Annotated in this window: 29 protein-coding genes and 1 tRNA gene; 22 read left to right on the top strand and 8 right to left on the bottom strand. The window is 33.1% G+C overall.

Going from position 1 to position 13,950, the window contains the following annotated elements; genetic code table 11:
• Positions 1-18: 18 nt before the first annotated feature.
• The 3 genes from FOD82_RS08795 to FOD82_RS08785 form a co-directional block, all read right to left on the bottom strand.
• On the bottom strand, positions 19-1,050 hold the full coding sequence (locus tag FOD82_RS08795; RefSeq protein WP_144356106.1) for an Abi family protein: 1,032 nt from the start codon (positions 1,048-1,050) through the stop codon (positions 19-21).
• A 350-nt stretch (positions 1,051-1,400) separates the two neighbouring features.
• Positions 1,401-1,853 (bottom strand): hypothetical protein, encoded by a 453-nt coding sequence (locus FOD82_RS08790; RefSeq protein ID WP_144356105.1) that lies wholly within the window; start codon positions 1,851-1,853, stop codon positions 1,401-1,403.
• The gene (locus FOD82_RS08785; protein ID WP_144356104.1) at positions 1,846-2,214 is read right to left on the bottom strand and encodes a helix-turn-helix transcriptional regulator; all 369 of its coding nucleotides are present in this window, start codon (positions 2,212-2,214) and stop codon (positions 1,846-1,848) included. The genes FOD82_RS08790 and FOD82_RS08785 overlap by 8 nt, the downstream gene beginning before the upstream one ends.
• A gap of 162 nt (positions 2,215-2,376) precedes the next feature.
• On the opposite strand from FOD82_RS08785, the gene FOD82_RS08780 reads away from it, so the two are divergent.
• Positions 2,377-2,616 carry a helix-turn-helix transcriptional regulator gene (locus FOD82_RS08780; protein ID WP_144356103.1) on the top strand — a complete coding sequence of 80 codons (240 nt, stop codon included), beginning with the start codon at positions 2,377-2,379 and terminating at the stop codon, positions 2,614-2,616.
• Positions 2,617-2,939: 323 nt separating this feature from the next.
• Positions 2,940-3,140, top strand: coding sequence for a hypothetical protein (locus tag FOD82_RS08775; protein WP_144356102.1), 201 nt, complete (start codon positions 2,940-2,942; stop codon positions 3,138-3,140).
• An 8-nt stretch (positions 3,141-3,148) separates the two neighbouring features.
• Here FOD82_RS08775 and FOD82_RS08770 read toward each other — a convergent pair whose 3' ends face one another.
• Positions 3,149-3,391, bottom strand: coding sequence for a hypothetical protein (locus tag FOD82_RS08770; protein WP_144356101.1), 243 nt, complete (start codon positions 3,389-3,391; stop codon positions 3,149-3,151).
• A 61-nt stretch (positions 3,392-3,452) separates the two neighbouring features.
• Between FOD82_RS08770 and FOD82_RS08765 the strand changes: the two genes are divergently transcribed.
• Positions 3,453-3,680, top strand: a complete 228-nt coding sequence (locus FOD82_RS08765) for a helix-turn-helix transcriptional regulator (RefSeq protein WP_347337949.1) — start codon at positions 3,453-3,455, stop codon at positions 3,678-3,680.
• Here FOD82_RS08765 and FOD82_RS09835 read toward each other — a convergent pair.
• A complete protein-coding gene (locus FOD82_RS09835) occupies positions 3,587-3,913 on the bottom strand; it encodes a hypothetical protein (protein WP_186277757.1) in 327 nt (108 codons plus the stop codon). The two genes, FOD82_RS08765 and FOD82_RS09835, sit on opposite strands and share 94 nt — an antisense overlap.
• A 279-nt stretch (positions 3,914-4,192) precedes the next feature.
• On the opposite strand from FOD82_RS09835, the gene FOD82_RS08755 reads away from it, so the two are divergent.
• On the top strand, positions 4,193-4,411 hold the full coding sequence (locus tag FOD82_RS08755; RefSeq protein ID WP_144356099.1) for a helix-turn-helix transcriptional regulator: 219 nt from the start codon (positions 4,193-4,195) through the stop codon (positions 4,409-4,411).
• A complete protein-coding gene (locus FOD82_RS08750) occupies positions 4,389-5,141 on the top strand; it encodes a phage antirepressor KilAC domain-containing protein (protein ID WP_144356098.1) in 753 nt (250 codons plus the stop codon). The genes FOD82_RS08755 and FOD82_RS08750 overlap by 23 nt, the downstream gene beginning before the upstream one ends.
• A gap of 184 nt (positions 5,142-5,325) precedes the next feature.
• Here FOD82_RS08750 and FOD82_RS08745 read toward each other — a convergent pair whose 3' ends face one another.
• Positions 5,326-5,820: a hypothetical protein gene (locus tag FOD82_RS08745; RefSeq protein WP_144356097.1), complete on the bottom strand. Its 495-nt coding sequence runs from the start codon at positions 5,818-5,820 to the stop codon at positions 5,326-5,328.
• A gap of 117 nt (positions 5,821-5,937) precedes the next feature.
• Between FOD82_RS08745 and FOD82_RS08740 the strand changes: the two genes are divergently transcribed.
• From FOD82_RS08740 to FOD82_RS09820, 15 genes are all read left to right on the top strand, one after another.
• Complete coding sequence (locus FOD82_RS08740; RefSeq protein ID WP_144356096.1) at positions 5,938-6,381, top strand: hypothetical protein; 444 nt, start codon at positions 5,938-5,940, stop codon at positions 6,379-6,381.
• Positions 6,368-6,601 carry a hypothetical protein gene (locus FOD82_RS08735; protein ID WP_144356095.1) on the top strand — a complete coding sequence of 78 codons (234 nt, stop codon included), beginning with the start codon at positions 6,368-6,370 and terminating at the stop codon, positions 6,599-6,601. The genes FOD82_RS08740 and FOD82_RS08735 overlap by 14 nt, the downstream gene beginning before the upstream one ends.
• Positions 6,602-6,632: 31 nt before the next feature.
• Positions 6,633-6,803 (top strand): hypothetical protein, encoded by a 171-nt coding sequence (locus FOD82_RS09830; RefSeq protein WP_186277743.1) that lies wholly within the window; start codon positions 6,633-6,635, stop codon positions 6,801-6,803.
• Positions 6,804-7,036: 233 nt separating this feature from the next.
• Positions 7,037-8,014, top strand: a complete 978-nt coding sequence (locus FOD82_RS08730; protein WP_144356094.1) for a hypothetical protein — start codon at positions 7,037-7,039, stop codon at positions 8,012-8,014.
• Positions 8,014-8,370, top strand: coding sequence for a hypothetical protein (locus FOD82_RS08725; RefSeq protein WP_144356093.1), 357 nt, complete (start codon positions 8,014-8,016; stop codon positions 8,368-8,370). Before FOD82_RS08730 ends, FOD82_RS08725 begins: the two co-directional genes overlap by 1 nt.
• The gene (locus FOD82_RS08720) at positions 8,357-8,686 is read left to right on the top strand and encodes a hypothetical protein (RefSeq protein ID WP_144356092.1); all 330 of its coding nucleotides are present in this window, start codon (positions 8,357-8,359) and stop codon (positions 8,684-8,686) included. Before FOD82_RS08725 ends, FOD82_RS08720 begins: the two co-directional genes overlap by 14 nt.
• Positions 8,679-9,023, top strand: coding sequence for a hypothetical protein (locus FOD82_RS08715; RefSeq protein WP_144356091.1), 345 nt, complete (start codon positions 8,679-8,681; stop codon positions 9,021-9,023). Before FOD82_RS08720 ends, FOD82_RS08715 begins: the two co-directional genes overlap by 8 nt.
• Positions 9,017-9,187: a hypothetical protein gene (locus tag FOD82_RS09825; RefSeq protein WP_186277742.1), complete on the top strand. Its 171-nt coding sequence runs from the start codon at positions 9,017-9,019 to the stop codon at positions 9,185-9,187. Before FOD82_RS08715 ends, FOD82_RS09825 begins: the two co-directional genes overlap by 7 nt.
• A 3-nt stretch (positions 9,188-9,190) precedes the next feature.
• Positions 9,191-9,445, top strand: a complete 255-nt coding sequence (locus FOD82_RS08710; RefSeq protein ID WP_144356090.1) for a hypothetical protein — start codon at positions 9,191-9,193, stop codon at positions 9,443-9,445.
• On the top strand, positions 9,438-9,719 hold the full coding sequence (locus FOD82_RS08705) for a hypothetical protein (protein ID WP_242450222.1): 282 nt from the start codon (positions 9,438-9,440) through the stop codon (positions 9,717-9,719). Before FOD82_RS08710 ends, FOD82_RS08705 begins: the two co-directional genes overlap by 8 nt.
• Positions 9,706-10,002, top strand: coding sequence for a hypothetical protein (locus FOD82_RS08700; RefSeq protein WP_144356089.1), 297 nt, complete (start codon positions 9,706-9,708; stop codon positions 10,000-10,002). Before FOD82_RS08705 ends, FOD82_RS08700 begins: the two co-directional genes overlap by 14 nt.
• A 5-nt stretch (positions 10,003-10,007) precedes the next feature.
• Complete coding sequence (locus FOD82_RS08695) at positions 10,008-10,229, top strand: hypothetical protein (protein ID WP_144356088.1); 222 nt, start codon at positions 10,008-10,010, stop codon at positions 10,227-10,229.
• Between the two features lie 8 nt (positions 10,230-10,237).
• A complete protein-coding gene (locus FOD82_RS08690; protein ID WP_144356087.1) occupies positions 10,238-10,789 on the top strand; it encodes a helix-turn-helix domain-containing protein in 552 nt (183 codons plus the stop codon).
• A 68-nt stretch (positions 10,790-10,857) separates the two neighbouring features.
• A complete protein-coding gene (locus FOD82_RS08685; RefSeq protein WP_144356086.1) occupies positions 10,858-11,310 on the top strand; it encodes a hypothetical protein in 453 nt (150 codons plus the stop codon).
• Between the two features lie 227 nt (positions 11,311-11,537).
• Positions 11,538-11,605, top strand: a tRNA-OTHER gene (locus FOD82_RS09820).
• A gap of 153 nt (positions 11,606-11,758) precedes the next feature.
• Here the strand turns inward: FOD82_RS09820 and FOD82_RS08680 are convergent.
• Both FOD82_RS08680 and FOD82_RS08675 read right to left on the bottom strand, forming a co-directional pair.
• Entirely contained in the window at positions 11,759-12,157 is a 399-nt protein-coding gene (locus tag FOD82_RS08680; protein WP_144356085.1) for a type II toxin-antitoxin system HicB family antitoxin, read from the bottom strand.
• Positions 12,158-12,221: 64 nt separating this feature from the next.
• The gene (locus tag FOD82_RS08675) at positions 12,222-12,404 is read right to left on the bottom strand and encodes a type II toxin-antitoxin system HicA family toxin (RefSeq protein ID WP_144356084.1); all 183 of its coding nucleotides are present in this window, start codon (positions 12,402-12,404) and stop codon (positions 12,222-12,224) included.
• 142 nt (positions 12,405-12,546) lie between these two features.
• Here FOD82_RS08675 and FOD82_RS08670 point away from each other — a divergent pair, with 142 nt between their 5' ends.
• Together FOD82_RS08670 and FOD82_RS08665 are read left to right on the top strand one after the other, a co-directional pair.
• A complete protein-coding gene (locus FOD82_RS08670; protein WP_144356083.1) occupies positions 12,547-13,113 on the top strand; it encodes an HNH endonuclease signature motif containing protein in 567 nt (188 codons plus the stop codon).
• Positions 13,114-13,243: 130 nt separating this feature from the next.
• Positions 13,244-13,702: a phage terminase small subunit P27 family gene (locus tag FOD82_RS08665; RefSeq protein WP_144356082.1), complete on the top strand. Its 459-nt coding sequence runs from the start codon at positions 13,244-13,246 to the stop codon at positions 13,700-13,702.
• Positions 13,703-13,950: the final 248 nt, after the last annotated feature.

The following is a 13,950-nucleotide window of genomic DNA, read 5'->3' as shown; positions in this document are numbered from 1 at the left end:
GGGCTTTTTATTTTGCCATTATTCTAGGATATCATCCGAATTGGTCTCTGAATTTCCTGGAAGAGATAAATTGAAGTATTCATCATCTAGTTCCATTTTTGTTAATAAGTATTCCTTATCCTCGGGATGAAACTGCAGATATTGCTTAACATAAACATTTAGTCCAATTTTCAATTCACTATAAGCAGTTTTATCTTGAAACAGATATAAAGAATTCGCCATCACACCTAATCTGCTTTTTCCTTTACCAGCTCTGTAGTCAGCGGGAGTAACATTAAGTAAATTATGTATTACTTGATTATATTCTAAGGCATGCCTTTCAGAAGTATTGCTAAATATTCTTCCACCATGAGCAGCAGTATTTCTATAATTTAAATACAGTGATAAAAGGGAAGATATTCCGTCTGAAAAGTTAGGTATTTCTTCAACTATTGGAATTTCCATTCCAGTTAATCTAGATATTACTTTTAGTTTTTGAGGATTTTTTAGTAATCTAAACCACCAAATTAGGTTTCCAAAATTCAATTTTTTAATGATTATCCAAGGAGGAATATTTTGATAATGTTCTCTATAATGTTTAAATGGTTCCGTATTTGAATGAGTAATTCCATTTAGTACATTTAAAAGAGTATCAATTGGATAAGCTTGTCTGTGCTCCGACCTCGAATATTGTCGCCGTCCAGTTCTGTATAAAGTACGTTTAAGGTATTCATCTTGTTTGTATGAGAAATCTTCAGAAATAGTATAAGCAATAGCTTGTCTTAAATTAGCTTCAAAGTTTTCTAATGCAGCCATAACTTGAGTTCTAATATTTCTATCCAAAGTAAACAGTGCAAAAACATGATCAAAAGTTGTTTCACTTTTAAATATTTCTTCATTATCTGAGGAAGAGTCTAAAAAGCAGTCTTTATAGCCATTGATTATCTCATAATAGCCATAGCTTAATAAGTTTCTACTTGCTTCTTGTTCATTAGGAATTAGTAAATTTCTACTTTTTAATAATGCTATTTGTTGATCTATTGTAAGAAATGGTTTATCGGGGGATGCCATGAATTCTCCTTTCAGTAACACAAAAAGGGCATGTCTACACATGCCCTTTTCGGTACGGTCGCATAGCAACCACTTAACTTGATTAATTAAAGTTTATCAAGTTAAGTAGCACGTGTCAACTAATTTATAATATTTAATAATTTTACTAGACAAATTAATTTAATTATGTTATTCGCGCGCACGCGCGCGTATTTATTATTTATTTATATTTCTATCTCTTCTAGATGGAATAGGTAGCTCACCCGTGAGCTTTAACTTTTTTAGGGTTCACTCATGAGCTCTAATTCTGTGGATAACCCTGTGTAAAATCATAGTTAGGGTTCATCCATGAGCTTTAAGCATTTTAGGGTTCATGGGTGAGCTTTAACTATCCAGGAATCTTTTGAATACCTTGAAAATAATATCAAGACTAACTTCTGTTCTGGATGAAGTACAACTTCTGCAATATTGAAGCAGCGCGTCGGTATCCCAACTTGAGTTATAAAGTCTAAAGTAGAGTTGAATTTCAAATTAATACTACGGCAATAATCATAAAGCAATTTAACGGCGTAGTAGTCGGCATCACTTTCTGTTATATATCCAGCTACCCCGTCAAAATAAACGTCATGTCCAACGATATGAGCTATCTCATGGGCTATTGAGAAGGGATGCTGACGCTTAGGGACTTCAGCAATATTTAGCATTACAATTCTGTCATCTACAAGAGAACAAGTTGTAACGTAAATTTGTTTAAGTACTGCAATATCATTATTACTAGCAAATCCATCAATAAATTTTTTAACTAATTCATTTGTACTAGTCATCTGAATTAGTATTTTTTTGTTTCTTTTCTTTTTTGTCTTGCATAAGAAAGTGAGCATAGCGCCTTATATTATCTGCTTCTTCACCTGTAATCTTATGTCCATCCAAAGCTAAAATAGGGCTGTTTAAGTCGGCAATAGAATCTTGATTAGAAGTATTGAACCCTAATATATTTTCTGATGTTGTATGTAGTGCTTTAGCAAAAAGATGAACTTTATTAATTGGAAATTCTCTAGTTTTATTGAAATATCTTGAAAGACTAGATTTAGCCATTCCAGTTTCCCTTGCAAGCTCATTTAATGATAAATCTTGTTGCTTTCGTAATTTATCAAGATAAGCAATGATCTCGTCGTTGTTCCTCATTTTTTCTCCTTATAAAGTAAATTTATAGTTATTATTATAACTCTATTGTTCCCAAATTGATATTTAAAGTGAAAAAAATATAATTTTTTGTTGACATGTGGGAACCAAGATGCTAATATTTAATTGTTCCCGAAAATGAACGGATTGAAGGGGTGTGATAGAATGCCAGAACTTAAATTAGATTTAAATAGATTAAAAGCAGAAAGAATTGCAAAAGGGATGGATCAACAGCAATTTGCTAATAAAATTGGTATGAGCAGAACAAGCTATTTAAAACGAGAAAAAGGCGTTGTTAACATATCAGTTACGGAATTAGCAAGAATGCTTAAAGTGTTAGGATATGGTAAAGATAAAGTTTCATTATTTTTTACCCAAAATGTTCCCAAAAACGAACAAGATTAACAAGGGCACTTTTAAGTGACCTTGTTATAAAGGTGAATGTAGTAGTCAGATAAACTTAATACAATTTTTTATTGAGAATAACTTATAAGTTCTCTCAATAAACAAAAAACATATCAGGGACTTGGAAGCCTTAAAGTTTCTAAGTGAAATTAAGTAACTGTTTAAATTATAAAAACTCCAAAGTGTTCAAGATTTGTCATTTACAAATTAAATCCTTAAAAAGGTTTAAAAAATTCAGAATCAATTGTCCGCAGAACTTAAAAAGACTTGGAAGCTTTAGGGTTTCCAAGTCCCTGATATAAAGATTATGAAAGGAGTAAGTGATGTATAGAGTAATTTTTGATGAAGAAGAAAATAAATATCAGCTTAATAAATTAATTGATGAAGATACTGATATTAAAGAGATGGTTACTGAAATTAAAAAACTTGCTATTAATAACTCCATGTCTTATTTAAAAGCAAAAAAAGCACTCGATTATGCAAATCAAGTGCTTTTGAAGAAAACAATGGATACAACATATTAAAAGTCATCTTATAAAAATTCATCCCATTGTTTTTTTCCATCTGCTAATTCAGCTTTATATTCTTCATATTGTTGTTGAGTAGCACCAACAACATAAGCTGTTTCATAATCTGCTTGGTCATCAGTGTTGTTAAGAGTTCCAACACATTTTGGACCGACAGAAAGTAATATCCAGCCTTTTTGAAGATATTCATTAGCAAGTTCATTAGAGTTTGTACCAGCAAATTCTAATGTAAATACAATTTTGCTCATATTATTCACCTCCAAATTGTGAGATGTTTTTGATTATATCACGCTTAGAAAGGCACAACAAATGCAAAAGATGTTTAATTGGAAGTCCATTCAGGTTGAATTGGATAAGCGAAAATGGTCATTAAAAAAGTTGGCTACTGAAGCAAATGTTTCAATGTCAACTTTGGAAAATTATAAATATGCAGGTGCAAGACCTTACTTTGATACGATTTGCAAAATTGCTGACGCATTGGGTGTTAGCTTAGATGATTTGAGAATAAAAAACAAGGCAACTAAAAAGTTGCCTTGAAATTGAAAAGTATTACCGATTTGGTCCGCTTGAGTTGCAACATTAAATGCTGAATTTGCGGAGTTGAGCTTCTTGGCCATTTCGTTAAATTGTGCCATAGCGTTACCAACTCCTTCTACATTAACTGATTTGTTTAACTTGTCAATTGTACCAGTAATCTTAAGTGGTGAAGTTACTGAAGCACCAATATTGTATGAGTTAGTATCAATCTTAGCTGCAGGGTCAAGTTTCAATTTTGTTATCGTTAAAGTTTTTTATCTTTAACTTCTACTAGTTTCCTAGTAGTTCAGCATATCTTTTCAACTCAGTGAGTTGCCGAGCGCTCGTGGGATGTGTGAGATCCTATGCGTTGCACCTTCAATTAAGCTTGGCTCAGGGTTGCCATATTACTACTGTAACTTAGGTTTTCCTTGAATTCACTCGGTGACAGTCAGTACATCACTGTACTGATGGGCAATACTTTTAAAGTATACCACATTTTGTATGAAATATCATGAATTGGAGTGAAACACATGTTTTCATGGGAAAAAGTTCAAAAAATTTTAGATAGTAAAAGTTGGTCGTTACATCATTTTTCTATAATTGCAGATGTTCCAGATGCGACTTTAAGAATGTATAAATTTAAAGAAACTATCCCAAGCTACAGTAATGCTTGCAAGATTGCTGACGCATTGGGTGTTAGCTTAGATGATTTGAGAGGTGATAAAAATGGAAGAATTAATAAACATTAAAGTACAAAATGACCAGCAATTGGTTTCAGCAAGGGAACTTCATAAGGGACTGGGCTTAAAGAAAAAATTTTCAGATTGGGTTGGACAAAACTTCAAAGAATTTGTAGAAAATCAAGATTTTACTAGTGTACCTAAAGGTACGGTTGTTCAAATTGGAAATGGTGCACATAGATATTACGATGACTACTACCTAACCTTAGACATGGCAAAACAACTCTGCTTAATGAGTCGAACCAAAAAGGGTAAAGAATATCGTAAATACCTAATTGAAGTAGAAAAGAAATGGAACAGCCCAGTTGAAATAATCAAGCGTGGTTATTCACTTCTACTTGAGCAGAATCAGCAACTTAAGATTGAGAATAAGAACTTAAACACTCAGCTTGATGAAGCAAATAAGCGAGCGACTTATCTAGATATTATCTTGAATACCAAAGATGCAATTGCAGTTACTCAGATTGCTGCAGACTACGGTTATAGTGCAGTAAGCTTTAACAAATTATTGCAAGAAATAGGTATTCAGCATCGTGTTCATGGTCAATGGATCTTATATAAGGTTTATATGAGTGATGGCTATACTACACCGATTACTCATACTTATTTTGATAATCATGGCGAAATGCATAGTCGTGTGGCAACCTATTGGACACAAAAAGGGCGCAAGTTAATCTACGATGTTCTGAAAGAACATAAAGGTATCTTGCCGCTGATCGAGCGCGAAGACGTTCAATAATTAAAAGAATCATGTTGGGGACCTGAAAGCCTTAAAGCTTCTGGTCGAATTATCTGACAAGCACAAAAATTCGTAACACATTAGAAAATCTTCTTACGTTCGGTTAAAATATCAGAATTTCTAGCCTCATAACAAAAAAAGACTTGGAAGTTTTAAGGTTTCCAAGTCCCTAACATGAAAGAAATTATTTTTGTCTATGCTCTAGTGCTGCTATGAAATTATTTTGTTTAAGTTGCTTAACGTTCTTGAAAGTTTTAGTAATAGTTCTTCTATTCATCTTAAGAGTAAGAGTAGTTTCAGGTAATTCCATATCATCCTCACTTAAGTTAGGAAATGCAATTATAAATGTTTTAGCATTTCTTGCAGGGATATTTAAAGGGATGCAATCCGAATATGAAATTTTATCCTCATTCATATTAGAAGTTAATCTTACTGGATAGTATGAAGATTTGCTATCGGAGTATACAGTGCGAAGTCGTAAATCAGTAATGTTTGCTGCTCTTGATGACATGTTAGTAATCATTAAGCAAACGTTATATTGCGACTTTTCACCAAAATTAACTGTATAGATCCATTGAATTTGGACTTTTGGTCTTATTAACCATTCATAGAACGAAAAGAAGAATGAAGCAGCAGACACTAGAAATGATAGTAATGCGATTATTACGGAAGGAGTCATAATTCACCTCATGGATTTTATTGATGTTATGCGAGTAGTTACAGCAGTAATAGCTGTTGTTCTCGCTATTGCAAGTATTATTTTAGCAGTAATGGGTTATTAATAGAAGGAGCTTATATGTCATTAGAAACAGATTCCATCTTCAAAGATGAAAATGGCAATATCATTAAGCTTGATAAAACTATTTTTGATGAAAAGTTAAAAGGTCGGCGCATTGTCGTTGAAGAGCATTGGTTTCCACCTAAAAGGGATGACTTAGGTCTAAAAGGGACGCATTGGTTTTGCGGATATGTTGAAGTAAAGCCTACTGATAAAGCTTATAAGTTTGCTAAGAATCTTGAAGACTATTATTCACTAGTAAATATGATATTTCCTAGTGCAATTGGTGAAATAGATTTTGCAGATTCTTTAGACTGGCTTGGGGATGATGAAACATTATTTGTGGGTTTTTCTACCTTACATCCCTTCTGTAATTTAACTAAAAACGAAGTAATTAATGCTACTAAGCTGATGGTTATTAGCTTAATGCAATATGAAAGAAGTGAGAATGATGCTAAATGATTGGCGAACTGCTAAAGAAATTCAAAAAGACTATAGCATTCAGCCAAAAACTTTTGCAAAATGGCGTGCTGAATGTGAGGCATCCCCTTACAAAGATGCAATCATTCGTGTATCTGAAAGAGTAACTTACGTTGTTGAACCTAAATGGCAACAATTTTTGAAATATAAAGCTCAAGAACATAAACAAAAAACACTAGATCCTCATTTGAGGGCGCTCTAGTGTTGAAAAAAGTATTACGGAGGAAAAGAAAATGACAAGACCAAAAAATGTTCAATTTAACCGTCCACCAAAAGAAACAATTGAAACTAAAGGAAAAGATTGGTTTGGATTACCTGAACTAATTGTATGTGTAGGCGTAAGTGCTTTGGTATTTATGCTTTTCAGCTACATGTTCATTGATTTCCTAATTAAAATTGCATAAGGAGAAGTAAATGCTACAAACAGAAGCACAGATTAAGCTATGGCTTAATAGCAATTCCTTGTTCGACCGTAATAACAAGATTTTTCCAAAAGAAAGTCTGCTAGACAAAATAAAAAAGAGCAAGATTCAATCATTAGAAGAATCAAGCTCTTTAGAATGTTTACACTAGAACAAGTATATCACATAAAGAAGAGAAATGTTAATTAAAGAGAAAAATATAAGGGTGACATCACATGGACCTTAATCGCTATAACAACAATATGCTGAGAATCTTAGTGCACGAAAAAAATGAAAAAGAACAATTAACAAGCCAAGAAATCCAATTTCTCGATGCTTTAGCTAAAGCTGCTGATATGTGGCACTGGCCAGAAGAGTTTACACCACGCAATCAGCTGCTGCTGAATCTCACTGCTTGGGGTTCAGAATCCAAAATCAAGCGAGTTCGTGCATCCCTTGTTAAGAAAGGCTTTATCTATTTTACTGCAAGAAAGCGTAAAGCTGGCATTTACAAATTTACTGAAAAAATCACTGGTAAAAATGTCAAAACAGTAAAAGATAAAAAGAAAGATACTCAGATGAGTTATAGCAGTAGTGATGATTCCAATATCATTCAGATAGTTAATCAAGAAATGGATGAAGCTGTTAATGATGTTCAGTTCGGGAAAGCTGAACAACACGAAGTAGCAGCTACTCCAAGTAAGCAAACAGTTGACCCACAAGAGCAAGACAAAGCAGACCATCGCGAATGGTGGCCAAGTTTTGCAGCGCCAATTATGCCAGCATTAGAAGTGGCAGATAAAACACAACTAGATCGTATTCAAAGTTATTATCAGCAATTGAATTATAAACACGTGAGGGATTTCATCAACAGATTTTGGGAAGTTGATTGGTCCTCTAAGAGGTCACCAGTTGCTTATGTGATTGCTGCACTAATGAATGAAGTGGAAGCTCAAGAAGTAGACTTATCGCTACAAAGAAAAGAATGGAGAAAAATAATGAAAATTGAAGATGATAAATTTCATGACTTAATTGTTGATGATATAGCTGCATGTTTTTGTTTAGCGGTTAGTTCGATTCCAGGAATGAATAAGGGGCAACAAGATACGATAATTTCAGCATTATTTGGAAAGCTTGCTGAAGATTTAGGCATAGATCCAAATAATGTTTATGAAAGAGTTATCGAAAAATATGGTATTGAGGAGAATGATTAATGAGTACAAGATGGCACTTTAATAGTCACAAAACTAACAATGCATCCCATTTCAGCAATTATAAGAAGCTGGATACTAATCCAGATCACTATAAGAGTTTGGATAAGCAAGCATACAAGCTTAAGCCGGAGAAAAATCAGGATGATTATGTTGAAGGAACACAATTCAAAATGATTGATGGTTCTGTGTTTAGAACTAAAGATTATACAGTCAATGATGTTTATTCAGCATTACATGAATCTGGTGAGCGCTGGTTGGAATTAACAGGTGGCGGAGAAATAAATTTAGGGTATGTCACTTATTACAAGCCTTTTAGATTTTATAAAAATGGAGGTGCAGTTTATGAGAATCGCTAAAAAAGTTGACTTTGACTTAGACACCATTGATGGTGAAAAGCTGTTAAAGTCTTTGAATTGGGTGAAAGTTGCTGAACTTAAAAAGATTTTTCGTTCAACAATTCTTGAAGAGAACGGTTGGTATGAAAATGATTATGTTACGGCCGTTCAGAATGCAGAAGGCACTTTTACTACTTTACAGCTGAAATATGAGGGAATTTTTGGTAAGCAATCATATTCGGCAATAAAAAAATCAAATTTTGCTGTTAGATATTTGGGCAATCGCAGATGGGATGTGAAAGTTATAAGTCAGGAGGAAGATAAAAAGGATGACTAGTATTTTTGAAACACTTGAAGCACTTCAAGTGTTAGATTCTGATGCAAAAGTTGATATAGTTTGTGAACGTGATGAAAGTTATTTAGTTTCAAAGCAATTAGGACTAAAAACTTATAAAAGATTTTTTTATGCACCAAAAGCTAATTTTAGAATTAAAAATTGTTCTGCTTTCGAAGGTGTTGGTATTCTAGTGGACTTAAATACTAAATTAGGGCAAAAAATTCATAATAAAATGCAAAAGCATAAGGAATTACATTGTTTTAGATTTGAGTGCACACCAATGGAACTAAAGAAACTCATATTGGCCGCTAGAACTAGGAGGAAATATAAATGTTAGCAATTGGTAATAATGAAACAGTAACAGATGGCAAACGCTTAGGGATAATGACAATGGCTGGCTTAGTTGAACGAAATGTTTCAGAGCCAGAAAAATCATATTTAACTGAACTAGCAATGCACAAAGTTAGTCCTGAAATGTTTGATATTTTGAAAAGGATGTAAATAATGGCTAAGAAAAAGATTATATGGCACGCAAATATTAAAAGTTTTAATAGTGCCAGTAAAAATCAATTGAAGTTAACTTTAGAAGGAAAGGCTAAGGATTTTGATTATAACTTGCTTGACAAGATTCGTGATATTGCAAGTTGTACTGTGATTCTTTACAGTGATCAAGAAGAGTTGAATTTGGACGACAAGACTGCAGAAGGTCAAACAGAATTGTTTGATGAAAATAAGAAAGGTAAGAAAAATAATGAATAAAACTATTAAAGTGGTTTCTCATGACAAAAATGGCAGCCCTGTTTTTGCTGATTCTATTGTTAAATCTTCTGCAGTCAATGAATACTTCATCCCTACAAAGGAAAATGATGTTTATGGTGATTGGTTTATGGGTGACTTTTACCCTCTAGAAGGAAAATTAATAGAAGTTGTTAAAGATCACGCAACTATGAGCGACTTAAAAGAAATGATGCGTAATTCTACTGATAATACTGCAATTTTCAATGTAAAAGGAGACTTTAATGGCGCCAAGTGATATTATTTTTGGATTTATTTGCTTGTTGTTTTTTGTAATTCTAGCATGTTTAGCATTAATTGCTAGTCTTGCTGATAGAGTTAAGCATCTGGAGCAAATGAATCATAAAATTTCTTATAAACTTAATTCTGTGAGTCGTCAGCAAGAAACCTCAATTGATTTAATCGAAAAAATTAAGGAAGGGATGCATGAAAAAGGCAGTGACATTCAAGAAAAATTTAGATTTCACGATGCAATTCTTGCTGATTTACTAAAAAAAGATATTAAAAAAACAGAGGAGTAAAACTAATGATCAAATTGATTCCAGGAAAGAAATACATCCCTAAAGACTTATTTGAAAGATATAGTAAAGAAGACCTAGAAAAAGTAGGTCTTACTTTATGGAAAGATGGCAGAGCTGTTGCAATTAACACCGATCAAGAAGATTTTAAGATATTGTCACCAATCAATCATCCGTTAGTTTTTCAAAATCCTAATTGGTATATTCCTAACTATAATCTAGAAAATTAGGTGATTCTATGAGTAAGTATGATGAAGCTTTAGTACTTATAATCAAAATAGAACAAAAGTATGGTTCAATTGGGAATTGTCCTGAAACTGACACAGATTTGCAAAAAGTTAGATTTCTTCTTGGAGAAGATGGAAATCATAGTAAATCAAAAAAGCTTAACTTTGATGAACGGCAAAGAATTATTTCTTACATCGCTGATGGCTATCCTCCAAGTAGAATAGCTAAATTTGTAAAATGCTCTGATGTAGTCGTTAAAACTGTAGCAAATGAAGAAGGAGTATTTTTTAAGCCTACTTTCAATTACAAAATTGAACAGAAAGGAAAACCCAGTTATTATTTTGGAAGAATTAAGGATCTAACACCTATTTTTAGTGAAACTAAAACATCCGCAAAGTTTAGCACTGTTTCTTCTGCAAAAATCTATTTGCACAGATTAGGATGGAAATTAACAAGAGGAAAAAGATATTGGAAGAATATTGCTGATGGTGATTACTATAAAACTAGCCAGCATAAGCATTTTTATCAAAAACAAGGTGAAGATAGCTTTAAGTTTGAGTAATTGGTGAGATTGCTCTAATGCTGTCATAATAGAAGAGTCTGGATTTTGTTAATAGTGAGGGATGCAAAGTGAGACCAAAAATAATTGATAAAACTATGACAGCATTTAATGCGAGAATATTTCTTGATGCTGAACTGCCGATGTATATAAGCATGGCTGATAAAGACTTAACTTCTTTATCTAGTCCTCAGCTATCGAGTGAAGGTGGACATCAAAACGGAGTTAATCATCAAGAAAATAAACTAGATGATTATTGGGCGGCTAATGCGGTAGTTGAAGCAGTACATGCTGCAGCTCATAGAATTACTAAGCAAAATGATGAGCAAGATATATTTATCAAATATTATTTTGATAAGTGGCGAGATATTGAGATAGCTAGATACTATAATGTATCTACTGCTACTATTACTAGACGTAAAACAGATGCACTAGTTGACTTTGCAATAAGGTTAAATCATCAAAAGAATAATAGTAAACATAATTGCGATTGGCTCGACTCTTTGGTTGAGTATCAATCGTAATTATTTTTGCTCTTGACTGATTAATTGATGATTGAATTGTGATTAATTATTGATTGAATGTTGATTAACTGATGAGGGAGCTATCAGTGTATTATGTTATTGTGGATTTGATGAATGAGAGATCAAGTTCATGCTGATGGTTAATACCAATGGTACTAAAACCTAGTTTTTTTCTTTATGTGATATAGGTGATAAGCAATAGTATTTCACTATTACTTATCATTAATGAGAGCTTAGTGTAACAGGTAACACATCAAACATTGCGATAATGCTGGTTCAAGTCCAGCAGTTCTCTTAGCCTACTTAGTAGGCACGTTATCTTATAAGGATTATAGATAATAAAATACTTGTTTAACTTATGGAGCAGCGTGTGATGTCGCTGCTTTTTTACTATCAAAAAGGAATGCACTTTGATATGCATCCCTTATGAGTAAAATTATTTAAATGTTTATTGTAGATTTAGCTTTTCTTTCAATGCATCTGTAAGAGTTGCTGAAAAGTTAATATTAGCTTCTTTTGCTAATGTATTTACAAAAGCAGGTATAGTTAAAGTCTTTTTAACAAATTTATTTTGTTCCTTTTCTCGTTCAAGTTTTAAGTCAACTTGTACAGGAACTAAAAAGTCTGGTGCTACAATATTAAACTTATCTGGGTTATCGGTGGGTTCAGGAACTTCTTCATCAAAGTCTTCTTGAGTTAATAGATAACCAGTTAAAGAATCGTGTGCACTTTGCAATGCTTCTTCAAGGGTATCACCGTATGTTGCAGCATTGGGTTCCAAGTCGGGGAAAGAAACTTCATATTGATTGTTTTTATTCTTATGAAATTTTGCAAAATAAAGTACCATAGGTTAGCCTCCAAAATCATTTATAAAGTGATAGTCATTAATTCAAAGTACTAAAACAAACGGGTTATTTCCAACCCGCTTGCTTATAAATACTATTAAGAGTTCCTTTAGGAATATCTTTTCTCGGATGAGTAACTGTTACAATTCCTTTCTTGGTGGGATGCTTAAACTGATAGTGGTCACCAGTTACACGGGCAACGAACCAACCTTCATGTTTAAGTCTCTTAATAATAACTCTTGAATCCATTGGCTATCCTTTCTAGCAACACGTATTATAATACGCCTTACATATATTATAATAACACGTGCTTAAACACGTGTCAATGAATAAAAAGAAAAAATAATAAATTTATTTTTGTTTGAATAACTATTAGTTGGAGGGATGTACGATGCCCAGAATTAGACAATGCCGTTATCATGATTGCAAAAAGCCTGCTTATGTCCCAAAGCATTACTGCAGTGTTCATACAAAATATGAAGTTGAATATGAAAAGAAGCGTCAGCAAGTCTTTAATAAAAAGAATCCAAAGAAGACAAAATATTATAATCAAGTCATCCGCAAGCGCAATCCAATTAAAACTGAGCAAAATCGTTTTTATCACACTAAAGAATGGCGTACTATGCGTGAAGTAATCCTTAAACGTGACTACTACTTATGTCAGTATTGTAAGGCTATGGGACTACAGAATGAAGGCAATGTGGTTGATCATATTTTGCCAGTTGAAAAGTTTCCAGAGCATATGAGGGATGGTAAAAACTTAGTGACTTGTTGTAGAGATTGTCACTATTGGAAAACTCGCTGGGAAGAGCAATACTATGGAACAGGTTTGCACCATGAAGCTACAGATAATCCGGCTCTAAGCGATATAAAATTAATTGCTAAGCTTACGGCAAACCTAAAAAAGCAAACTCGTGAGAACGCAAATAAAAGCGGTGAGAAGAATTTTATTTTTTAAAGTTAAATTTATGCGCAATTGATGTTAAAAAAGCCCCCGCCCTATGTTTTCGCTGGCAGGGAGCCCACCAGTTGGCATCATCTTGTGTGAAAGACATATTTCTGAACTTTTTTGATAGGGGGGGTAAAAGTTGATAAAAGTTGATTTATCAACGCCGAAAGTACCTACTCAAGCTCCGAAATGGCTTGGAACTTACGGCAAATATTTGTATCCAAAGCTAGCAAATTATCTCAATAAAAACTCTAAAATTTTGCGTGCAGATGAGTATTTAGTTCAGCAGTACTGTTCAACTTATGACATCTACCGAATTGCTTACGATGACCTTCAAGAAAATGGTATTCAGCAAAAAATCTTTAAAACTACAATTTCTCCTGTTGATGGGACAATTGTATCTAAAGATTTTGCTGGTTATCGTAAGAACCCGGCTTATCAAATGATGTCTGATTCACTATCAAAGATGAATGCTATTGGTCGTGAGTTAGGATTAAGTCCAAAAGCACGGTCTGAGATGATGTCTTACAAGTCGCCTGATGAAGAAAAGAAGGGAACTTCTTTGAAAGAAGCAATGAAGAAGTTTATGGGAGAATAAAATGCTACATTTTTTAGGAAGCTTACTTTTTGTTTTACTTTATTTAATCTCAATTGCTAATTATAGGTATGGCTTGAATGGCTATAAATCATTGAGTAGAATCAGCTCTTTCTTTGCAGGTGTGGTAAATAGAACCATTAATATTGGCATAATTTATTTAGCTTTTAAGTTGTTTTATCAATAATGTTTCAGCAGATTTTGGCAATAGTTTTGCTACTTTTAGTATTAGAACTGATTATGAAGGGTGG

The sequence above is a fragment of the Lactobacillus sp. LL6 genome, assembly GCF_007570935.1.
Taxonomy (GTDB): Bacteria; Bacillota; Bacilli; order Lactobacillales; family Lactobacillaceae; genus Lactobacillus.
Note: the sequence above shows the minus strand (reverse complement) of the source record. Positions and strands in the feature narration are given on the sequence as shown.